The 20,962-nt window shown below is 71.1% G+C and carries 20 protein-coding genes; 10 read left to right on the forward strand and 10 right to left on the reverse strand.

Annotated features, from left to right (window positions below; translation table 11 throughout):
• The 4 genes from AB0L00_RS23605 to AB0L00_RS23620 all read right to left on the reverse strand — a co-directional run.
• Window positions 1-239, reverse strand: a 239-nt coding sequence (locus AB0L00_RS23605) for a transposase (protein WP_364437926.1), incomplete at its 3' end; no start/stop codon positions are given.
• Window positions 240-502: 263 nt separating this feature from the next.
• Entirely contained in the window at window positions 503-1,477 is a 975-nt protein-coding gene (gene pheA, locus AB0L00_RS23610; protein WP_364437929.1) for a prephenate dehydratase, read from the reverse strand.
• An 84-nt stretch (window positions 1,478-1,561) separates the two neighbouring features.
• Entirely contained in the window at window positions 1,562-2,017 is a 456-nt protein-coding gene (locus AB0L00_RS23615; RefSeq protein WP_364437932.1) for a DUF4446 family protein, read from the reverse strand.
• Complete coding sequence (locus AB0L00_RS23620) at window positions 2,014-3,264, reverse strand: glycosyltransferase 87 family protein (protein ID WP_345366542.1); 1,251 nt, start codon at window positions 3,262-3,264, stop codon at window positions 2,014-2,016. Before AB0L00_RS23620 ends, AB0L00_RS23615 begins: the two co-directional genes overlap by 4 nt.
• Before the next feature lie 212 nt (window positions 3,265-3,476).
• On the opposite strand from AB0L00_RS23620, the gene AB0L00_RS23625 reads away from it, so the two are divergent.
• The gene (locus tag AB0L00_RS23625; RefSeq protein ID WP_364437935.1) at window positions 3,477-5,747 is read left to right on the forward strand and encodes a hypothetical protein; all 2,271 of its coding nucleotides are present in this window, start codon (window positions 3,477-3,479) and stop codon (window positions 5,745-5,747) included.
• Here AB0L00_RS23625 and mptB read toward each other — a convergent pair.
• Genes mptB through AB0L00_RS23640 form a run of 3 tightly spaced genes read right to left on the reverse strand, consistent with a single transcriptional unit; the run spans window position 5,632 to window position 8,304 of the window.
• Window positions 5,632-7,233 carry a polyprenol phosphomannose-dependent alpha 1,6 mannosyltransferase MptB gene (gene mptB / locus AB0L00_RS23630; protein ID WP_364437938.1) on the reverse strand — a complete coding sequence of 534 codons (1,602 nt, stop codon included), beginning with the start codon at window positions 7,231-7,233 and terminating at the stop codon, window positions 5,632-5,634. The two genes, AB0L00_RS23625 and mptB, sit on opposite strands and share 116 nt — an antisense overlap.
• Window positions 7,220-7,948 carry a glycosyltransferase gene (locus AB0L00_RS23635; protein WP_364437941.1) on the reverse strand — a complete coding sequence of 243 codons (729 nt, stop codon included), beginning with the start codon at window positions 7,946-7,948 and terminating at the stop codon, window positions 7,220-7,222. The genes mptB and AB0L00_RS23635 overlap by 14 nt, the downstream gene beginning before the upstream one ends.
• 20 nt (window positions 7,949-7,968) lie before the next feature.
• Window positions 7,969-8,304 (reverse strand): STAS domain-containing protein, encoded by a 336-nt coding sequence (locus tag AB0L00_RS23640; RefSeq protein WP_345367426.1) that lies wholly within the window; start codon window positions 8,302-8,304, stop codon window positions 7,969-7,971.
• Window positions 8,305-8,460: 156 nt separating this feature from the next.
• Between AB0L00_RS23640 and AB0L00_RS23645 the strand changes: the two genes are divergently transcribed.
• From AB0L00_RS23645 to AB0L00_RS23670, 6 genes are all read left to right on the forward strand, one after another.
• A complete protein-coding gene (locus AB0L00_RS23645) occupies window positions 8,461-8,937 on the forward strand; it encodes a hypothetical protein (RefSeq protein WP_364437944.1) in 477 nt (158 codons plus the stop codon).
• A 449-nt stretch (window positions 8,938-9,386) separates the two neighbouring features.
• On the forward strand, window positions 9,387-9,554 hold the full coding sequence (locus tag AB0L00_RS23650) for a hypothetical protein (protein WP_345366530.1): 168 nt from the start codon (window positions 9,387-9,389) through the stop codon (window positions 9,552-9,554).
• A gap of 45 nt (window positions 9,555-9,599) precedes the next feature.
• Window positions 9,600-11,135, forward strand: a complete 1,536-nt coding sequence (locus tag AB0L00_RS23655) for a long-chain-fatty-acid--CoA ligase (protein ID WP_364437947.1) — start codon at window positions 9,600-9,602, stop codon at window positions 11,133-11,135.
• A 283-nt stretch (window positions 11,136-11,418) separates the two neighbouring features.
• Window positions 11,419-12,087 carry a helix-hairpin-helix domain-containing protein gene (locus AB0L00_RS23660; RefSeq protein WP_364437950.1) on the forward strand — a complete coding sequence of 223 codons (669 nt, stop codon included), beginning with the start codon at window positions 11,419-11,421 and terminating at the stop codon, window positions 12,085-12,087.
• Between the two features lie 57 nt (window positions 12,088-12,144).
• Window positions 12,145-12,792, forward strand: coding sequence for an RNA polymerase sigma factor (locus AB0L00_RS23665; protein ID WP_364437953.1), 648 nt, complete (start codon window positions 12,145-12,147; stop codon window positions 12,790-12,792).
• Window positions 12,789-13,790 (forward strand): CU044_5270 family protein, encoded by a 1,002-nt coding sequence (locus AB0L00_RS23670; protein ID WP_364437956.1) that lies wholly within the window; start codon window positions 12,789-12,791, stop codon window positions 13,788-13,790. Before AB0L00_RS23665 ends, AB0L00_RS23670 begins: the two co-directional genes overlap by 4 nt.
• 56 nt (window positions 13,791-13,846) lie before the next feature.
• Here the strand turns inward: AB0L00_RS23670 and AB0L00_RS23675 are convergent, their stop codons facing one another.
• Entirely contained in the window at window positions 13,847-14,494 is a 648-nt protein-coding gene (locus AB0L00_RS23675) for a hypothetical protein (protein WP_364437959.1), read from the reverse strand.
• A gap of 131 nt (window positions 14,495-14,625) precedes the next feature.
• Here AB0L00_RS23675 and AB0L00_RS23680 point away from each other — a divergent pair, with 131 nt between their 5' ends.
• Entirely contained in the window at window positions 14,626-15,819 is a 1,194-nt protein-coding gene (locus AB0L00_RS23680; RefSeq protein ID WP_364395580.1) for an arginine deiminase, read from the forward strand.
• A gap of 569 nt (window positions 15,820-16,388) precedes the next feature.
• Entirely contained in the window at window positions 16,389-16,577 is a 189-nt protein-coding gene (locus AB0L00_RS23685; protein ID WP_364437962.1) for a hypothetical protein, read from the forward strand.
• Between the two features lie 88 nt (window positions 16,578-16,665).
• Here AB0L00_RS23685 and AB0L00_RS23690 read toward each other — a convergent pair whose 3' ends face one another.
• The gene (locus AB0L00_RS23690; protein ID WP_364437964.1) at window positions 16,666-17,127 is read right to left on the reverse strand and encodes an ATP-binding protein; all 462 of its coding nucleotides are present in this window, start codon (window positions 17,125-17,127) and stop codon (window positions 16,666-16,668) included.
• Window positions 17,128-17,311: 184 nt separating this feature from the next.
• Entirely contained in the window at window positions 17,312-19,177 is a 1,866-nt protein-coding gene (locus AB0L00_RS23695) for a PAS domain S-box protein (RefSeq protein WP_364438465.1), read from the reverse strand.
• A 404-nt stretch (window positions 19,178-19,581) separates the two neighbouring features.
• On the opposite strand from AB0L00_RS23695, the gene AB0L00_RS23700 reads away from it, so the two are divergent.
• Complete coding sequence (locus tag AB0L00_RS23700; RefSeq protein ID WP_364437967.1) at window positions 19,582-20,862, forward strand: serine hydrolase domain-containing protein; 1,281 nt, start codon at window positions 19,582-19,584, stop codon at window positions 20,860-20,862.
• Window positions 20,863-20,962 lie beyond the last annotated feature (100 nt).

Consider the following 20,962-nt stretch of genomic DNA (forward strand, 5'->3'; position numbering starts at 1 on the left):
ACACCGGCTCGCTGCCAGCGGCGGAACAATCCATAGACCGCTTGCCAGGAGCCGTAACACTCCGGGACATCCCGCCAGGGCGCCCCGACGCGGACCCGCCAGCGGATCCCGTCGATGAGCTGGCGTTTCGTCCACTTCGACGGTCGGCCTGGCCGGGTGGGCACGGGCAGCAGGGGTTTCAGCCTCGCCCATTGCGCATCAGTCAGGTCGAACCGCCTCGTCACCGCTAGGGTGGCCACGAGGCCTCCGGTTACAGGTTCTGCTTGGTCGCTGAACCACCTACCGGAGGCCTCGCTACTTATCGAACACGACACGCCGTCATCCCGGACACAAACCGCACTTCGAGACAGCCCCTAGGTCCGGCATCTGGTACGCCATCGCCAATTTCGGGGACGACTCCCCCTACCTGTCGATCGCCACGAGCGGCGACTACGTCCAGGTCAAATAGCACGAATGGCGCGGTGGCGGCTCCGGGCAGGGCTCAGAGCCACCGCCGCACGCATCACAGGTCGTGGCCGGAGCGGATGGCGTGCAGCCAGGCGGACGCCTCGGCGAAGTCGCTGTCGTGGGTGCCCCGGCGGATCTCGATGCGGCCCTGGTCGGCGCGCGGGTAGCTGCCGAGGAACCGCACGTCGGAGCAGATGCGGCGCAGGCCCATGAGCGCCTCGCCGACCCGCGCGTCCGCCACGTGGCCCTCGCAGTCGATCCAGAAGCGGTAGCGGCCGAAGCCGTCCCCGGTCGGCCGGGACTGGATCAAGGTCAGGTTGACGCCGCGGACCGCGAACTCGGTGAGGAACTCCAGCAGCGCGCCCGGATGGTCGTCGGTGAGGTACGCCATCAGCGAGGTGCGGTCGAAGCCGGTCGGCGCCGTGGGCGGGCCGGGCGGCCGGACGAGGACGAACCTGGTCACCGCGCCCGGGCGGTCGGCGATGCTGTCCGCGGCGGGCACCAGGCCGTACCGCTCACCCGCGATCGGCGCGGCGATCGCGGCGTCGTAGCCCGAGGTGGGGTCGGCGACCGCCATGGCGGCGCCGGCGGTGGACGTCCCGGTCGCCACGTGGGCGTGCGGGAGCGTACGTGCCAGCCAGCGACGGCACTGCGCGTGCGCATGCGGGTGGGTGCAGATGTTCTTGATGTCCTCCAGCGCGGTACCCGGCCGGACGAGCAGCGCGAACTCCACGGGGAGGAGCACCTCGCCGGTGATGAGCAGCATGTCGCCGTCGGCGAGCTCGTCGACGGACGTGGGCACCGGGCCCTCGACGGAGTTCTCCAGAGGGACCATCGCGGCGTCGGCGTCACCCCGGCGGACGGCGTCCAGGGCCATCGGCACGGTGGTGAACGGCTCGCGAACGCCCTGCCGCGCCTCGGGCAGTGTGAGGAGGGCGGCCTCGGTGAAGGTGCCCTCAGGGCCGAAATACGCGAAGCGTTCGGGTCGGTCGGCCGGTGCCGCCGCGTTTCGCGGGCTGTCGTCGGTCACGGAGTCCCCTCATGCCGCTGCTGAACAGATCCGGCGTCATCCCAGGTTACGGGCGGTCTCGTGCGGATGAGCACCGGTCGCCCGTCACGTGGACGCGGGGGGTCGCCCGTTCACGCCGATGTCGCGCCCGTCGTCGAGCCGGATCTGCGGCCCCTGACCGAGCCTGGCCGCGCGTACGACCTGGTCCTCTTCCGGAGAGAGCAACTGGAGACTGCGGCCACTGCTTACGATCTTGGCATAGGTGCGGGTCTCGGTGCGCCCGTTGATCGAAGTGAGCACGATGCCGTCTCCCGCGGCGTTGAGCATGGCGAGGGAGAAGGACAGGCCGCCGGCGTCCTCGCGCAGCGCGTCATAGTGGACGATCGCGACATCGCGGATGGCCCGGCCGTCGGTGACGTCGGCGCTCGTCTCCAGGCGACGGCGCACCATCTCGACGCACTCCTCGACCGCCTGCGCCGCGCGGCGCCGAGCGGTCAGCCCGGTATAGAGGCCGAAAAGCCCGATGCCGACGGAGGCCAGGGCGATCGTGATGAGGATCACGGTCCGAGCGTACCCACCCGAGGCTCGTCACGCGACGCATCCACGCGATCACTTTCGGATTCGCGTTCCGGAATTTTCCCCACGGACCGTCGCCGATGGAACACGAAGAGGAGTCCGAGCGCCCCGAGACCGTACGCGTCCTGCACGATCCGTCCGATCGGGCGGGGGCCGATGTGGTAAGCGAGCAGGTCGATCCCCCACCACGGGATCGTCAGGACGTAGAACAGCCAAACCCCGGCGGCGAGCGCGAGCGCCTTCCGGCCGCGGCCGGTCCCGACCAGTGCGCCCAGGACGACGACCAGCCAGGCGAGATGGTGGATCCAGGACACCGGCGAGACGAGCACCCCCACCAGCCCGGTGATCGCGATCCCGCCGATCTCGTCGCCCATGAGCGCGGTACGGCGCGCGGCGCGGAAGCCGACGTAGGCGATCACGGCCGCGCACAGCAGCCACAGCGCACTCGCGACGGAGTCCGGCAGGTACGCCCGCAGCAGCATGCCCCGGATCGACTGATTCGTCGTGGCGGTGTTCGAACCCAGCCGTTCGCTGTCGAACAGGGCACGGAACCAGTAGTCGGCCGAGTCCGCCGGCAGGATCAGGAACGTCCCGAGCGAGACGACCGCCGCGCCGACGACGGCGGTGACCGCCTCCCGGCGGCGGCCGGTGACCAGGAAGTAGACGATGAAGACGCCCGGCACCAGCTTGATCGCGGTGGCGAGCCCGACGAGCAGGCCCCGGGGCCAGCGCGTACGCGGCGCGGCGCAGTCCGCCACGCACATCGCCATGAGGAAGACGTCGACCTGCCCGAACCGGAACTGGTCCCGCAGCGGCATCGGGTACGCGCACAGCGCGACGATGATCCCGGTGAGGACGGGCGCCCAGCCGGGGAAGCGCGCGAGCAGGGGACGGAACGCGTAGCGGACCGTGATCGTCAGAGCGAGCAGGATCAGCGCGGCCCAGAGCCACTGGGCGACGCTCCACGGGACGAAGGCGAGCGGCACCGCGATCAGCACGGCGAAGGGCGGATAGGTGAACGGCAGCAGTTGCGGCGGCTGGGTCATGAAGTCGTAGACCGGCGCGCCGCGCAGCACGGCCTGCCCACCGGAGCGGTAGACGTCCAGGTCGACCATCCGCTGGTCGGGCGCGTTGGTCAGCCACTGCAGCGCGAGCGGCCCCACCGCGGCCACGACGATCGCGAGACCCGCGACGACCATCGCGATCTCGCGTTTCGTCCTTCGCTCAGCCATGGGTCCATCCTGTCCCACGTCGAATACTGCTCGGAGCGACCCGGTCGGGGACCCGGCGGTACGTCGACCGGGGGCCGGGGGCGGCCGGTCGGGACGCGAAGATCGCAAAGCGGCGTACCCCGGCGAGCATGGTGGACACGGCACTAGCCTGGGGACGTCCCAAGATTCCGGAGGTGATCGTGGCACGGCCACGAAAGGCGGAACGTCACCGTTTGGGCACGGCGGTCGCCGCGTTGGTGGTGTTCACGGCCGTGTCGCTGGGCCTGCTGCCGGGAGTGGCGGCCGCCGCGCCGGCCGACCCGACCGGCCCGGTCGTGAGTCCGCCCCCCACCACCGGACCGACGGCCGCCGCGTCGCCGACACCGGGCACCGCGAGTCCCACGCCGACCACCTCCACCGGACCGGCCTCGAAGACCGCGGGCGCGTCCTCCAACGGCCGGGGGCGGGTACTGCTCATCGGCGTTCCCGGGCTGCGCTGGAGCGACATCCGCCGGACCGGCACCCCGAACCTCTGGAACCTGACCGGCCAGGCCGCCGTCGGCGCGCTCTCGGTGAAGACGGTGGCCGGCCACACCTGCCCGATCGACGGCTGGCTGACGGTGTCGGCCGGGCAGCGCTCCCAGTTGCGCCACGGCAGTTGCGGCCTGCCGGCCGCGCCGACCGGCACGACCGTCCCGGGCTTCCCCGGCATGCGCGAGGACAACGCGAACAGCAAGTACGGCTCGAAGCTGGGCCTCCTCGGTGACGCGGTGCACGGCGCCAAGGGCTGCACGCTGGCGATCGGCCCCGGCGCGGCGGTCGGCGCGGCGGACCGTACCGGCCGCGTGGACCAGTACTTCCCCTCGGTCGACAAGACGCCCGCCGACGCGTGGTCGCACTGCGCGCTCACGGTGGTCGACGTCGACGACGTCGTCCGGGCCTACGTCGACGCCGGAGTCGACGTGGACGGCCACCAGGTCCGGGTGACGCCGAAGGACCGTGCGACGGCCGCGTCGGCCGCCGACGCACAAGTCGGCCGGATCCTGCGGGCGACGCCCGCCGGCACGACCGTGCTGCTGGCCGGCCTGTCGGACAACACCGGCAGCTCACGCCTGCACGTCGCCATGGCCACCGGGCCGGGCTACACCCCGCGGTACCTGACGGCGAACTCCACGCGCACGGTCGGCCTGGTCACGCTGACCGACGTGACGTCGACGATCCTGCACACGCTCGGCGTCGCGCAGCCGAAGGACGCGGTGGGCTCGCCATGGCGGCCGGACGGCCGGAAGTCGGCGTCCGTGTCCCGCGTGGTGCACGCGATGGCGGACCGCGACACCCACGCGCGGATCTACAGCCGCTACGTCTTCCCCTTCTATATGGTCCTCATCGCGGCGCAGCTCGCCCTGTACGCGTTCGCGACGGTGGCGCTGCGCCGCAAGAGCGACCGGCGGCTCGCGGCGACCAAGGTGCTGGCGCTGGCCGCCGGGGCGCTGCCGGTGGCGTCGTTCCTGGCCAACGCCGTCCCGTGGTGGCGGAGCGGGCAGCCCGCGCTGACGTTGACGCTCCTGATCCTGGCCGGCGTCGTGGTGATCACCGCGGCCGCGGTGGCCGGGCCGTGGCGCCGGTCCGTGACCGGGCCGGGCGCGGTCGTCGCCGGGGCGACCGCGCTGTTCCTGAGCCTGGACGTGATGACCGGCAACCACCTGCAGAACTGCAGCATGCTCGGCTACACGCCGGTCGTCGCCGGCCGGTTCTACGGCTTCGGCAACACGACGTACGCCCTGTGGGTCACCGGGTTGATCATCGCGGCCGGCGCGCTCGCGGGCCTGCTGATCGCCAGGCGGGGCGACCGCCGTCTCCTCCCGCTCGCCGTCGTCGTCGCGGCCGGGGTGATCGCGCTCGTCATCGACGGCGGGCCGATGTGGGGAGCGGACTTCGGCGGCATCATCTCGGTGATCCCCGGGTTCACCGTGTTCGCGTTCATGCTGACCGGACGCCGGATCCGCCTCACTCGGGTGATCGCAGTGCTTGTGGCCGGGGCCGTGCTCATCCTGGGTATCTCGTTCCTGGACTCGCTGCGGGCGAACCCGACCCACATCGGGGAGTTCTGGAACGAACTGACGAGCGGCGACGCCGGAACGGTCGTATTCCGGAAGTTCCTCGGCATGATCGGCACGTTCGCCAACTGGAAGCTGTCGGTGATCATCGTGCTGGGCATCGGGTTCCTGTTCTTCGCCCTGCTGCGGCCGCTGGCCTGGCGCGCCGCCGCGCTGCACATGGCCTACGAGCGCGCCCCCGCGCTGCGGGCCACGCTCGCCGCGGCGCTGGTCACGACGGTGGTCGGCATGCTCGTGAACGACTCCGGCACGGCGATCCCCGCGATGGCGTTCACGGTCGCGGTTCCGCTGGCGCTCGCGGCGAGCGTACGGGCGCTGGAACTCGCCGGGCCCGAAGCGCCACCACGACCAGAGCGATCAGAAGAGCCGTCAGCAAGCACGGGGTGACCCGCGAGCGCACGTCGGTGATCAGCCAGTCGAGGGAGCGCGGGAGGCCGGCGAGCCGCGGGTCGCGGGCCGGCAGGTAGGCCAGGGCCAGCAGGCTCGTACGGGCCAGGAGCAACCCGTCCAGCCGTGACCAGGGCACGAGCGCCAGCGTCGCCCAGCCGAGGCCGTCGTACCAGGGCAGGGCGTACGGCGCGGCGAACAGCCAGGCGATCGCCAGCACGGCGCTGATCCGCAGGGCGTCCTCGCCGGCCGGATCGGCGGCGACACGGACGTCCCGTACGCGCGGCCGGGGCGCGGCGCGCAGGAGCAGGGCGGCCAGGACGGCGGTCAGGAGGATGGCGGCGTCCTGCACGGCCGAGCGCGGCAGCGTCAGCAGGAGCCCGCCGTTCGTCCCGGCGAACAGGTGCCAGGGGGTGGCCAGCGCGACCGACTTGGACGCCCGGTCGAGCTGGTCGAACGCGTGCGGCCCGGCCATGAGGTACGCCAGGCCGGTGACGGCGAGCGCCGCGCCGGGCAGCGACAGGAGCCGGACGACCGCCGCACGGGCGCCCGGCCGCACGGCCGGTCGCGCGGCGCCGGTGGCACGGCGGGCCTCCCACCACTCGCGCAGCAGGATCCAGCCCGGCCCGGCGCCGACGATCGCCACGTTGAGCTTCACGGCCGCCCCGGCGCCGATGAGGATCCCGGCGGCGGCGCAGCGGCCGAGCGTCCGGGCGTCCTGCCGGCTCGACCACGGCGGGTCGGGCAGCGCGAACACCACCAGCCCGGCGACCGCGAAGGCGAGCGCGAGGACGTCGTTGTGCGCCCCGCCGACCACCGCGTACAGGATGAGCGGGTTGGCCGACCACAGCAGCGCGGCGCGCAGCCGGCGGTCGCGGTCGCCGCGGGCGGCGTGTGACAGCAGCAGGCCGACGGCCAGGAAGGCGAGCACCTCGGTCACCGACATCACGAAGACGGTGAGCCGGGCGGAGTCCCCGCCGATCAGCGAGGCGAGGGTCTGCTGCGCCGTCGCGATCGGCCCGTACAGTGTGGGGGCGTTCCGCCAGTCCTGCACCACGCCGACCACCGGATCCGCGGGCAGGTCGCGCGCCGCCGTGGCGTACGGGTCGTTGCCGGTGACCGCCATGCGGCCGTACGCGGCGTAGTTGAGGTGGTCGGCCGAGCCGATGGGCGGCATGAACATGAACGCGACCGCCGCGACGGCACCCGCGATCAGCAGGATCCGCGGCCGGATCCACCAGCCGCGCCGGGACGCGTAGAGGCACGCGCCGAGGCCGAGCGCCGACAGTCCGACGCCGGCCGCGGTGAGCGCGAGGACCAGGTGCGCCGAGGGATGCACGGCGAGGGAGTACGGCGGCTGTCCGGCCGATCCGGGCAGGACGGGCTCCATCACCGAGGGTCCGAGCAGCGCGACGGCCAGGAAGCAGCCCAGGCCGAGCGCGCCGGCGGTCAGCCCCGCGAAGCCCAGTCGGTCAGCGCGGGTCACGACGCAGCCGGGCCAGTTGCCGCGCCACGGCGGGCTCCCGGGCGGCGAGCGCCCGCCCGACGTCCCGGAACTGCCGCGCGCGGTGGACCTGGGCACGCCAGTCGGTGCCGGTGGCACGGTGCGCGAGGGGGACCTCCACCTCGGTCACCTTGAAACCCTGGCGCAGCAGGTCGATCGTGAGGCCGGTCTCGACCCCGAAGCCGGGCGCGAGCGGCAGGGCGGCCTCGAACGCCTGGCGCGTGAGACAGCGCTGGCCGTTCAGCGGCTGCGTCGCGGTCCAGCCGGTGAGCCGCTGGATGCCGTCCCGGGACAGGCGGACGACGAAGCCATGGCCGCCGAGCTTGACCCGATCGCTGAACGCGGCGATCGTCATCGCGGCCGTGCCCGCCCGGACCGGCTCGATCAGCGGCCCCGCCTGCCGGGCGGTGTCGCCGAGGTCCGCGTCGAGGAACAGCAGATGGCGGGGCACGTCGCCGTCCAGCAATCGGACGGCGGCGGCACCCGTCTCCATCGCCGCGCCTTTGCCGCGGTTGCGCGAGTGTCGTACGACCTTCGCGCCCGCGCCCTCGGCCAGCCGCCCCGTCGCGTCGGTGGACCCGTCGTCGACGACGACGACGAGGTCCACGCCCGGCAACGACGCCGCCGCCTCCACCGTCGCGGCGATCCTGTCCTGTTCATCCTTGGCCGCGATGATGACGGCCGTGTCCGCCTGCATGAAGGCGATGGTAGTGGCGGTCAGGTGCCTTCCAGGGCCGGTAGGGCATCGTGCACGGAGAAGACCGTGTCGAGGCCCGTGACCTGGAGGATGCGGCGCACCGCCGGACGCGGCGACGCCAGCTCCAGTGTGCCGCCGTGTTCACGGAGTCGTTTCATGGCCGAGAGCAGGACGTTCATCCCTGTCGAGTCACAGAACTCGACCCCGCTCAGATCCACCACGACCCGGCCGGCTCCGTCGCGTACGAGCGAGGCCAGCTCGGCTTGCAATCTGGGTGCCGTATAGAGATCGACCTCGCCGTAGACGAATACGACGGCGTGTCCCCCCTGAGATGCGGTCGAGACCTTTAGCTCCACGAGCCGCACACTAGCGCCCTGGGAGCGGGTGAACCAGAGCCGAACGGGATTAGGTCCTGCACATTGCCGGGCTATGGGCGGCACTTTGCCAACAGGCCCGCGACTTCTGCACCTTATGCGGGAAATGTCCGTCAATTCTGGCCCTGGCGCGGCGACATGGAGATCTTCTCAATTATCGCCGTCGAAGTCCGCGAATCCGTCCACCGGCGCGTCGCCATGCGAGAAGCTGGGATGGTGACACGACGCGCGATGACCGCCCACATGTCCGGCGATTTCGGACACCGCCGTGTCCGTGAACGTCTGGAGACGATCCGCACCAGATCCGAGAAGTCCAGTTCATGGCGTTCCATGACCCAGTATGTCTCCCGCCTGGTCAACCGCGAGGGATACGTGCCGGTGAAGGCCCGACTCGCCCGCGAGGACATCGTCTTTCTCGCCGCCGCCCGCGACGACGTGATCACCTTTTGCGAGATGACCTTGCGCCTCATCGATCTTCACCAACCGCGCGACGCGGGCGGGATCACCAGTGACATCGGCAATCCGATGTGCCGGTGCCGGGCGTGCATGTGGCGCTGGCCGTGCCCGACCTTCCGCGCCATTCAGGACGCCGTCGACCGGACTCCGGGGTCCTGACCGATTCCTGTCGGCGATTTTTCCGCTCCTGTCAACCGGTCGGCCGCGGTTCGCGGGAATTCCGCGCACGAGGAATCACGGTGCCGATCGAGTGCGTCTCCCGGGAATCCCGGCCGCCGATGGAAGCGGCCGTCCACGGACGCCCCGGGGACGACTGGCACCGGACAGGGCGCCGGGACTCGACGGGGCCACGGTTATCCACAGGGTGTGGGTTCCGTCGTCCACAGGATGCGCAGCAGGGGGACAAGCGCGTTGACCAGGCGGGCACGGGCCCGCGCGCGCACGCCGCCCGGCCGCACCGCGCCGTTTTCCGTGAGTTGTCCACCGGTTGTCCACAGGGCGGCGGCTGGCGGTGGACGAACGTGAGAGGCCGAGGGAGATACGAGATCGTGACCGGGATCGGCCTGGTATGCCCCGTGACCACGGCCTGAACGCGTACGCTCGCTTCCATGGGGCGGACGATTCTCACCATCATCGGGATCCTGCTGGCGATCTGGCTGTTCTTCACGGTCCTCGGAATGCTCGTCGCCGCATTGAAGTTCCTGATCTGGCTCGGCCTGCTGGCCGTCGCCGGCGCCATCATCGTCACGGTGATCAGCAAATTGTCGAAGAGCTGACAGCGGGTCTTGTGCCTCCGCACGGCGGGCGCGGATGATTCGCGCATGGACCTGACGGGCATCCTGCGGAGCCGCGCGGTCGAGAAGCCGGACGCGACCGCCTTTCTCTACGGCGGCCTCCGCGTCACGTACGCGGAGTTCGACCGCCGGGTGGACCAGGTCGCGGCGGCCCTGCGGGCGTCCGGAGTACGGCCGGGCGACCGGGTCGCCGTGCTCGACAAGAACTCCCTGGCCTACGTCGAGCTGCTGTTCGGCGCGGCACGGATCGGCGCCGTGCAGGTCCCGATCAACTACCGGCTGGCCGCCGACGAGGTCGCCTACATCGTGGACAACGCGAAGGCGCCGGTGCTCGTCGTGGGGCAGGAGTTCCTTCCGGTGCTGGACGCCGTCGCGGATCGCCTCGAGCACACCGAGCACCTGATCGTCGTCGGCGGCGGTACCGGTCACCGCCACGTGGACTACGACGCGTGGACCGACCGGGACGCCGAGCGCGTGGACGAGCCCGGTCAGGTCTTCGTCCAGCCGTACTCCTCGGGCACCACGGGCCGCCCGAAAGGGGTCGTGCTGACCCACGAGAACTTCCTGACCGCGGTGCCGATGACCGAGGCGCTCTGGAACCTGCGTTCCGACAGCGTGCTGATGGTCGCGATGCCGATGTACCATATCGCCGGCTGCATCCTCGCCGTCATCGCGGTGTACGACGGCATCCCCTGCGTGCTCGTCCGGGAGCCCGACCCGGTGGGGATCGCGCGGGGCATCGAGGCGCACCGGGTCACCCACATCTTCCTCGTCCCGGTGATCATGCTGTTCATGCAGCAGATCCCGCAGGTGCGCGACACGGACCTGACCAGCCTGCGCCTGCTGATCTACGGCGCCTCGCCGATCAGCGAGGAGGTGCTGCACGGCGCGATGCGGATGCTGCCCGACTGCGAGTTCATGCAGGTGTACGGCCTGACGGAGACGACGGGGGCGATCACGCACCTGCCCCCGGCGGATCACGTTCCCGACGGCGGCCGGCTGCGCAGCGCCGGCGTCGCGAACCCCGGCACCGAGCTGAAGATCATCGATCCGGCGACCTCCGAGCCCGTGTCGGCCGGGCAGGTCGGCGAGATCGTCTGCCGGTCCGCCCAGAACATGTCGGAGTACTGGTCGCTCGACCAGGCCACCAGGGATGCCACGCTTCCCGGCGGCTGGCTGCGCACCGGTGACGTCGGCTACCTCGACGAGGACGGTTACCTCTACATCCACGACCGCGTGAAGGACATGATCATCTCGGGCGGGGAGAACATCTACCCCGCCGAGGTGGAGAACGTCCTGATGAGCCATCCGGCCGTGGCCGACTGCGCCGTCATCGGCGTGCCGGACGCCAAGTGGGGCGAGACGCCGAAGGCGATCGTCGTCCGCGAGGGCGAGGTCGGCGACCGCGAGCTGATCGACTACTGCCGGGACAGGCTGGCCCACTTCAAGTGCCCGACCTCGGTGGAGTGGACGGACGCCATCCCGCGCAACCCGACCGGCAAGGTGCTCAAGCGCGATCTTCGCCGGCCGTACTGGGAGCACGAGAGCCGGTCCGTTCGTTGATACCGGGCGGGGAAGGGGGTCGTACGAGGCCGAGAGGAGTCGCCGCGCGATCCACCGGACCGGTCGACGCCGGTACGGCACACCGAACCGCTTACAGGGGGAGATCTTGAACGCGTTCTCGCCAGGACCGCCGCCGGGTCCGCCCGAGCCCCCGTCGGGGCCGTCGGACTCCGCATCGTGGCCGCCGGCACCGCCGGGACCGCCCCCGCCGTCGGCACCGCCCCCGCCGCTCGGACTGCCCGGACCGCCACCGCCGCCCGGACCGCCCGGGGCGCCGCCGCCGATGCGGCCGACGCTTCCCCCCGACCAGCTCCGCGCCATCCTGCACAGCGCGATCATGCGTCAGGCGGCCATGGGATGGCGCGTGCAGGCGCAGTCCGACACCCAGGCGGTGATGTCCAGCGGCGGCCAGGTCAACCACGTTGTACACCTGCTCATCACGATCTTCCTGTGCGGGCTGTGGCTGCCCGTCTGGATCATCCTCGCCCTCACCGGGAACGAGAAACGCCTCACGATCACGGTCGACCCGTACGGCGTCCTGCTCTACAACGGCCGTCCGGTGACGCCGCTCGGGCCGCCGATGCCCATTCCTCCCGGGCCGCCGCCCGGCAACGTCAACGCCCAGGCCGTCGCCGCCGCCAACCAGCGGCGCGACCTCCGGCGCAAGGCCCGGGACCAGGCCGCGGCCGACGTCGTCCTCGCCCGTGAGCTGCGGATCGGCCGCCCGGACCTGCCACGCCAGTACGACGACGGCGGGCTGATCGACGTCAACCACGTGCCCGCGCAGGCGCTGACCCTGTTCTCGGGAGTGACGCCGGAGCTCGCCGAGCACATCGCGGCCATCCGCGAGCACGTCGGCGGCTTCTCCTCCGCGGAGGAGCTCGCGGCAACGGCGGATCTGCACCCCGACCTCCTGCCGGAGATCGCGGAGTACGCCATCTTCCTGCCCTGACCACCGATGTGACTCAGGTCACCGGAACTCGGTGGGCCGACCGGACAGTCCCGTGCCGTGGAGATCAGTATGCGTGCCCGGGTACGGGCCGGTGATCCGGACGCGTTCCGGCAACTGTTCGACGAACACGTCCGCTCGGTCTACAACCACGGCTTCCGCCTGACGGGGGACTGGTCGACGGCGGAGGACGTCGTCTCCCTGACCTTCCTCGAGGCCTGGCGGTTGCGCGACCGGGTCGACGTGGACGGGGAGGACGTGTCACTGCGCCCTTGGCTGCTCGGCATCGCCACCAACGTGTCACGGAACGTCCGTCGTGCCGCCCGTCGATACGACGGTGCGGTGGCGCGTCTCCCTCGGCAAGAGGCGGTGCTGGACTTCACCGAGGAGGTCACGGGCCGCATCGATGACCAGGAACGGCTCGCCCTCGTCCGTACGGCACTGGCCGCACTGCGCAAGCCCGAGCGGGAGGTGCTGGCCCTCTGCGTGTGGTCCGGCCTCGACTACGGCGAGGCCGCCGAGGCGCTGGGCATCCCGATCGGCACGGTGCGGTCCCGCCTGTCGAGGGCCCGCAAGAAGCTGCAGAGGCTCGTCGACGCCGGGCGGCTTCGACCGCCCGAAGAAAATCGGGAACCGCAGCCCCGCCATGGACAGGAAGCAGGTGACCGCAAGATCGCGGTCCGGTCCGCTCAGGAGAACACCCGATGAACGCCACCCCGACTCAGCCCGGCCGCGACGATCGCGAGGAACTGGCCCGGTTGCTCCCGCCACCGGCGGAGCGGGATCTGCCGAGCGGCCGTCACCGAGAAGTCCAGGAGTTCGTGATGGCACAGATCCGCGAAGACCTTCAGTCCGCCGGACCGGCCCCACGCCGTACGCGCGGGCGCCGCCCCCTCGTCATCGGCGCGGCGCTGACGGCCGTGGCCGGGGCCACCGCCGTCGCCGTGGTCGTCGGCACCACCGGAGGCAGCGGGGGTTCCGTGAATGCAGGAGGTTCCCAGGCCCACAGCTCGCCCGGTCACTCGGCGGGGTCGCTGTCCGGCCGCCAGGTACTGCTGGCGGCGGCGAGCACGGCGGAGCGCGCGCCGGCGGGTTCCGGCACGTACTGGCACGTCAAGATCGAGTACTACACCAAGACCTCCAGCGGCGCCACGGGCACCTCGGTGATCGAGACGTGGACCCGGCGCGACGGCCGATCATGGGCCAGGTCGGGCTCGCCCAACAGTCCGGTCAAGGAGAACGGCGGCAAGTACGGCTACTGGAACGACGGTTTCACCGTGGGCAGCACCCATCTGAGCTACCGGCAGATCCAGCGGCTGCCCGCCGACCCGGCCGCGCTGAAGAAGTGGATCACCCACCACAGCGAGCTGATGAAGGACGTCGGTCAACACCACGGCACCACCGTGTCCGTGGACGATGTCATCGTCGGCGGGCTGTCCGGGCTGCTCGAGATGACTCCGGCTCCGCCGGCGGTCCGCGCCGCGGCGTTCCGCGCGCTGGCCTCCCTCCCGGAGGTCCGGAACCTCGGTCGTGTCGACGGCGGGCAGGGCCTGCAGATCACCAACTCCGACGGCACGCTCAGGATGGTCCTCGACCCGGCCACCTCGCGGATCCGAAGCTCCAGCTTCACCGGCAAGGGGGCGAAGACGAAGAGCGGCACGGACAAGGTCGACGCCGCCGAGTGGACGAACGCGGCGCCCCGATAGACCGTCCCGGCAGCGGGCGGAACCTGAGACGTGCGGGACCGGCGGTCCCGCACGTCTCAGGCCGGCGTTCCCGCAGCGGTCTCCCACGGGACCGGGCGGAGGAAGCGCGTTCCGAGCAGTCTGGTGTGGTTCCACTGGTCGTCGTCCGGCGCGTCGAGGCCGTCGAGGACCAGCCGCGCGGGCGGAAACGGCCGCCCCTCGCGCAGCTGTGCCAGGTCGGCCAGGCGGGCCCGGTCGGCTGCGAGGTCGCCGGGACGGTCGAGGCTGTCCAGCGCGGTACGCAGGTCCCGGTAGAACCGCTCCTCGTCGTTCAGCACCGCGATCTCGTAGAGCTCGATCGTCACGGATCGGCCCGGCATGGACGCCAGGCCCTCCCGCAGCAGCGCGGCGTGGTCGTCCAGCGGTCCGGCGCCGTCGAAGATCCGGTTCAGCGCCGGGATGGCCGCGTCGAGCTGGGCGAGCGCGCGTTCTTTCGGCGCGAGCGGCGCGGTGGCCTCGATCGGCCCGTCCTCCTCGTCGTCCTCGTCCTCCGGCGGGAACGTCGCGGTCACCAGGTCCGCCGGCCGGAACATCGCCAGCCACAGCAACGGCACACAGAAGACGTCCTCGGCGAGCACCTGATGCTCGAGGCCGGGGATGCCGCCCTGCCATCCCGGGTTGATCCCGTCGTAGTCGCCGACGAGCAGATAGGACCGGTTCGCCATGGTCGGTGACCTTAGCGCCCGACCCGGCGCGGACAGCCGTAGTTGTGGCAACTGTTCCATTGTGGGGTCTTTGGTCTGTTCGAGACGATCTGAAGAGGTCAGGGGCTGAATATCCGGGTTAAGCTCCACCTGTGACTCATGTGCATCGCGTCGACAGCGAGGTCGGTCGTCTGCGCACGGTCCTTCTCCACCGGCCGGGCCCAGAGCTCAAGCGACTCACGCCGCGCAACAATGATCAACTTCTCTTCGACGGCATCCCCTGGGTCGGCCGCGCTCAGCAGGAGCACGACGCCTTCGCCCAGGCGCTGCGCGACCACGACGTCGAGGTCCTCTACCTGACCGAGCTGCTGCAGGAGACGCTGGAGTACCAGGACGCGCGCAGCGAGGCCATCGCCGACGTCCTGAGCGACCAGCGGCTCGGCGACCAGCTCCGCGTCATCCTGGAGAGCCACCTCGCCGACCTGACCACCGAGGACCTCACCCAGGTGCTCGTCGCCGGCCTCGCCCACGAGGAGCTGAAGACCGGCCGCGGCCTGGTCTACCGGCTGATGGACCGGCACGACTTCGTCATCGACCCGCTGCCGAACCTCCTGTTCACCCGGGACTCCAGCGTGTGGGTCGGCGACGAGGTGGCCGTCACGAGCCTCGCGATGGACGCGCGCCGCCGCGAGACCGCCCTCACCCGCGTGATCTACCGCCACCACCCGCGGTTCGAGGGCACGCGGCACCTGTACGACCCGGACCTGGAGCACATCGAGGGCGGCGACGTCCTCCTGCTGGCCCCCGGCGTCCTGGCCATCGGCACCGGCGAGCGTACGACCCCGGCGGGCGTGGAGCGGATCGCCCGGCGCGCGTTCGACGCGGGCCTGGCGCACACGGTCCTCGCCGTGCCGATCGCGCAGGAACGCGCGACCATGCACCTCGACACCATCTGCACGATGGTCGACGTCGACAAGGTCGTGATGTACCCCGCCGTCGCCTACTCCCTCGTCGCCTACACGGTGACCAAGGACAACGGCGACCTGCGCGTCTCGCGGGCGCGGCCGTTCCTGGAGGCCGCCGCCGACGCGATGCGCATCGACCGGCTCCGGGTCATCGACACCGGCCTCGACCCGGTGACCGCCGAACGCGAGCAGTGGGACGACGGCAACAACACCCTGGCCATCGGCCCGCGCCTGGCGGTCGCGTACGAGCGCAACGTCGAGACCAACGCCCGCCTGGAGGCGGCGGGCATCGAGGTCATCCGGATCCAGGGCAGCGAGCTGGGCAGCGGTCGCGGCGGCCCGCGCTGCATGTCCTGCCCCATCCTCCGCGACCCGGTGTAGCCGGACCTCGCCTCCTGACGAGCACCCGGCGCACCTCGGCGCCGGGTGCTGTTTTCGTGCGCGCTCCTCGCGTACGCGCTCCAACCGCCGTTCGTACAGCGCCCGGGAACGGCGCAGGACCGAGCCTGAGAACTCACTTCCGCGAGCCGCGGGCTCCGCGACAGCGCGGTCATGTGATGTACATCACTAATCGGCGATGTCACACAGCGGCCGAAAGCCCCGTCTCGTACATTGCACGGTCCCCGCCGCACCACATGGTGGCCCCAAAAGGGGCGTGGCGGGGGGACCGACGAAGGACGTCGGTCACGAACAAAGGAGACAGCAATGCAGACAACAACGGGCGCCCCGGGCCCTGTCGCCCGCCGGAACGGCGCGTTCGACTGGGGCCGGTTCAACGCGCGCGTCTACTGGGGCGACAACTTCTCGTCGCTGCGCGGCGACGACCGGGAGATGCTCGAACGGGGCGTGCGGTGGTTCGACGCGTCGACCGGCGGTCAACTCCTCCACGGGGTCGACGGCGGGGCGGGGGCCAGTGTCGGCCTCGCTCTCGCCACTCCCAGGGGTACGTCGTGGACGGCATCCGGTGGCCCGCCACGTCGGTCGGCGTGGATGACGTCCACGCCGCCCTGGCCGAACGCGCCACCAGGCTGCGGGTGGGCCGCCTCGACCCCGACCCCAAGCCGCTTCGCCCCGGCTACACCGGATACGTGGTCGCGACGGGCATCCGCGACCACGGCCCCCGGCCGGCCGCCGCCTGACCCGTGCGGAACGCGGCGTCCAGCCGCGTTCCGCATCGCGGATGACATCCGCATGAGCGAACACGCAGTGGAGGCGCGGTCCGCGGGCTCAGGCGGACTGGTCGAAGGCGATTCGCAGCGGCTGCATCAGGGGGACGGCATGGCCGTTGTCGGATGGCTGGGCGGCGCGGAGCTCGGCCCAGACGGTGGTGCTGTCGGACTCGTGGGAGACCCCCCACCCGTCCGAGAGCGCCTCGACGATGCTGAGGCCGCGGCCGCCGAGTGAGGAGAGGGCGGCGCGGGTGCGACGCGGCTCGGTCATCGAGCCACCGTCGCTGACGGCCAGTTGGATGAGGTCGCCCTCGTATGCCCAGGACACGCGGATGTCACCGGACGGCAGAGGACGTGCGTGCCGCAGCGCGTTGCTGATCAACTCGCTGATGATGACGGCTGCGTCATCCGCGACCTCCTCGTACACACCGGACGCGCGGAGTTCGGAACACAGGCGCTTTCGCACGTCCGAGACGCTGGACGGCGCATGTGGCAGGAACACGACGCTCGACACCCTCACCTCCCCGGGCAGTTGGCCCCGGATACTCCCCGTAACTTGGTCACCCCGGTAACGACCGAAATGCCCACTTAAAAATCCCGGAAACCGCGCCACAGGAATCTGTTACCAACACCACGTGTAACTGTGACCTCGAACACGTGGCGAAGGTCTCACCCTGCTGAGCGGTATGCCCAAGTATGGCCGGTTACGCATTGTCACGATCGCGGGGGAGGGTGAAGCGCATGCTGGTGCCCTCCAGCCCGTCCGCGCGCGGATGCGCGGAGACATCGCCCTGCTGGGCGCGGGCGAGCCGGCGCACGATGTAGAGGCCGAGTCCGAGCCCCCCGAACCGGCGACGGTCCCCCGCCTCCCCCTGCACGAAGCGCTCGAAGACCCGCTCCCGGTCGTTCGCCCTGATCCCGATCCCGTCGTCCTCCACCGTCACCGCGATCACGTCGCCCTCGACGCCGGCGCGTACGGTGATGACGCCGCCGTCCGGGGAGTACTTGACGGCGTTCTCCAGGAGCTGGCCGACGATGATGTCCGTGGCCATCGAGTCGCCCAGGGCCGACGGCAGGTCGTCGGCGACCTCCAGCTCCACGGTATGGCGCTCGGACACGCCACGGAAGCCGTACGCCGCGCCGCGCAACAGCCCGGCCAGGTCGAACGGCTCGCTCGTGACGGTGAGCCCGTTCGGGACCGCACGGGAGTACAGCAGGTTGTCGACCAGGCGGCCGAGGGCGTCCGCGCGATCGGCGATCGTCGCGACCGCCCGCCGCCGGTCCGCCTCCTCGAGCTTCTCCCAGCGGTCGACCAGCGTCTTGGCGAACCCCTGCACGACCGTGATCGGCGTCCGCAGCTCATGGCTGGTCATGGACAGGAAGAGGTCCTTGGCCGCCTCGAGGGACTTGGCCTCGGTGACGTCACGGAAGTCCACGACCACCTCGGCGTGGCTCTCGATCTCGGTGTGCAGGACGTTGAGCCAGATGCCGGACTCGAGCTGGATGGTCGGCTCGCCGTCCAGATCGGGCAGCGGGAACGGCAGCGGCCGGCCGATGACGTCCCCGGCGGCCAGGCCGGTGAGCCGCTCCGCCGCGGGGTTCCACCGTTTGACGACGCCGTCGCGGTCCAGCACCGCGATGCCGTCCGCGCTCGCCTCGATCACCGCCTGCTCGTGCCGGCGTTGCCGGACCGCCTCGTCGTAGTGCAGGGCGTTGCCGATCACCACGCCCGCGTGCCCGGCGAACAGCTCGAGCAGCTCGAGTTCGATGTGGCCCGCCCGCCGCCCGGAGAACAGGGCGTACAGCGCGCCGTACGGGCTGCCCCGGACGTTGGAGATGCCGACGGCGATCGTGTGCAGGCCCTCCAGCTCCGACCAGATCAGGTCGCCGAGGGCGCGCGTGTCGGAGGTGGCCAGCATGACCGTACGCCCGGAGCGGAGCAGCTCGCCGACGAGGCTGGCGCGCAGGTCGGCGGTCGAGTCGCGCAGATTACGCGGCAGCCCGGTCATGCTGACGAGCTTCAGCGTGTTGGTCTGCTGCTCGATGACGACGAAGCCGGCGGCGTCCGCGCCGGTCAGCTCGATGAGGCCCGAGGTGACCCGGTCCAGCACCGCCGACAGCGCCGGCTCGGTGTTGAGGTCGGCGACCACGTCGTTGAGCCGCCGGACGAGGCGGATGCGCTCGGCGGTCTGGTGCTGGACGGCCTCGTCCTCCCGCACCGGCCGGTAGAGGCCGACCCAGCCGAGGAACCCGCCGTCCTCGTCGCGCATCGCGCTGACGACCGCCCGGACGTCGAGCAGCCGGCCGTCGCGGTACAGCCGCCTGGTGAGGAACGAGATGTGGCCGCCCTCGCGGACGCGTTCGAGGACGGCGCGGTGCTCCGCGGTGTGCTCCTCAGGGATGATGCGCAGCCGCCGGCCCAGGACGTCGGCCGCGGCCCAGCCGAACACCCGCTCGGCGGCCGGGTTCCACAGCCGGACGGTCAGGTCGGCGTCCACCGCGATCATCGCGTCGGCGGAAGAGGCCACCGCCGCGCGCATCATCGCATCCGAGGCGCCCACGGAGCCCATAGTGCCACTCGCGCGGGACACCTACGCGAAGGTCAGCACCAATCCGCACTTACGGCATCGTTTCTGGTTGGGGGCCGTCTGCACCCAGTCGTGCTCACACTGCGCCATGGTGATCGCCTCCCCGCGCTCCGTACACCCATGATGACCGCCGTACGGCCGCTGCGCCCGGCTATTCGGCACTCTCGACTGCTGATCGCTGCGCAGGAAGGCCGACCGGCCGCTACCGCTCGCGGGCGCGGCATGGACGCTCCCGATAGTCCACAGCCGCCGCCGATGCACGGTGTGCCCTGCGCGCCGGGGGTGGTGCCGGCACCACCATCAACGGGGGCGTCGCCCTATCGAAGCGCATCACGGTGGCCTCTAGCTTCTTCGACATGGACGACCGCACTCGAAGGAGAACCGGCGTGGCACGACGGAAGATCAAGGGGCTCGGCTCGACCGGCTCCCGGCGGATGGCGGCGGTGCTGGGGCTGGCACTCGGTGTCGGTCTCGTGGCGGCCGGTCCGGCGTCGGCGCAGGTGCACAGAGGCGGAAGAGACACCGCGCAGGCGTCGCTGGCCCGGCAGTTGTTCGAGAGCGCCGACAAGGCCACGGCCGCCGGTGTCCCAGGGGTCATCGTCCGGGTGGACGACGGGCACGGCCCGGTCGTCAACATCGTCCGGCAGGCCTCGTGGAGCATCCCTGATCACGCACTGGCCGAGAACGACGAGTTCCGGATGGGCTCGAACACCAAGACGATCATCGCGACGCTGGTCTTGCAACTCGTCGCCGAACACCGCGTCGCGCTGGACGATCCCATCCAGAATCGGCTTCCCGGAGCCGTTCCGAACGGCCGGAACATCACCGTGCGGATGCTGCTGAACCACACCAGTGGCCTGGCCGACTACGCGTACGAACCCGAGGCGCTGGCGCTGATGACCGGCCGGCAGACGGAGCGGCCCACGGCCGCGCAGTTGCTCGCCGTGGGCACGAGGCTGCCGGTGGAGTTCCCGCCCGGTCAGGGCTGGACCTACAGCAACACCAACTACATCGCGCTCGGCCTGCTGGTGGAGAAGGTCACCGGACACAGCGTGGCGGATCTGATCCAGCACCGTATCGCCGGGCCGCTGGGGCTTCGGCACACCTACCTGTCCACCGACGCACCCGACCCCGCCGACCGCCGGTTCGCCCACGGGTATGAGCCCGACGCGGCGCACCTCGCGCCCATCCTGCCGCCCGGTACGCCGGCGGGTTTCGGTTTCGTCGGACCGGCCCGCGGCGAGCGGGTCGACGTCACCGGGATCGACCAGTCGTGGGACGGGGCGGCCGGTTCCATCGTCTCCACTACGAGCGACTGGTCCCGGTTCGACAAGGCTCTGATGTCCGGCCGGCTCTTCCCCAAGCCACTGCTCGCCCAGATGCGGGTCACCACCCAGGAGGACGAGGAGAACGGACTGAACCGCTTCTACGGGCTGGGCCTGGAAGAGGTCCACACCCCGTGCGGCACCGTGTGGGGGCACGACGGCGCACTCCCCGGATACCGCAGCGACAACTACACCGACTCGTCGGGACGGCGCACCGTCTCGGTACTGAGCACCACCCACTTCGGTCTCAAGACCGACACCGCGGCGGGGACGGCCGAGGACGACCTGGTCACCGCGGCCATCTGCACGATGCTCGACAAGCCCATCCCCGCCACCGGCTGATCCCGCCCGGGCACGCAGTTCGATCCCGTGCTCGTCGACGCCCTCATCACCGCCCTGCACCGAGACGGCTGGGTGAAGGGGACTGTACGGTTTTCGGCTC

Source organism: Actinoallomurus sp. NPDC052308, assembly GCF_040679195.1.
GTDB classification, from domain to species: Bacteria; Actinomycetota; Actinomycetes; order Streptosporangiales; family Streptosporangiaceae; genus Actinoallomurus; species Actinoallomurus liliacearum.

Excerpts from the sequence above, each read along its gene's own strand:
- AB0L00_RS23620 (WP_345366542.1), bottom strand. The coding sequence starts at position 3,264 with ATGGCTGAGCGAAGGACGAAACGCGAGATCGCGATGGTCGTCGCGGGT.
- AB0L00_RS23635 (WP_364437941.1), bottom strand. The coding sequence starts at position 7,948 with ATGCAGGCGGACACGGCCGTCATCATCGCGGCCAAGGATGAACAGGAC.
- AB0L00_RS23645 (WP_364437944.1), top strand. The coding sequence starts at position 8,461 with ATGGAGATCTTCTCAATTATCGCCGTCGAAGTCCGCGAATCCGTCCAC.
- AB0L00_RS23650 (WP_345366530.1), top strand. The coding sequence starts at position 9,387 with ATGGGGCGGACGATTCTCACCATCATCGGGATCCTGCTGGCGATCTGG.
- AB0L00_RS23655 (WP_364437947.1), top strand. The coding sequence starts at position 9,600 with ATGGACCTGACGGGCATCCTGCGGAGCCGCGCGGTCGAGAAGCCGGAC.
- AB0L00_RS23660 (WP_364437950.1), top strand. The coding sequence starts at position 11,419 with ATGCGGCCGACGCTTCCCCCCGACCAGCTCCGCGCCATCCTGCACAGC.
- AB0L00_RS23670 (WP_364437956.1), top strand. The coding sequence starts at position 12,789 with ATGAACGCCACCCCGACTCAGCCCGGCCGCGACGATCGCGAGGAACTG.
- AB0L00_RS23675 (WP_364437959.1), bottom strand. The coding sequence starts at position 14,494 with ATGGCGAACCGGTCCTATCTGCTCGTCGGCGACTACGACGGGATCAAC.
- AB0L00_RS23695 (WP_364438465.1), bottom strand. The coding sequence starts at position 19,177 with ATGGGCTCCGTGGGCGCCTCGGATGCGATGATGCGCGCGGCGGTGGCC.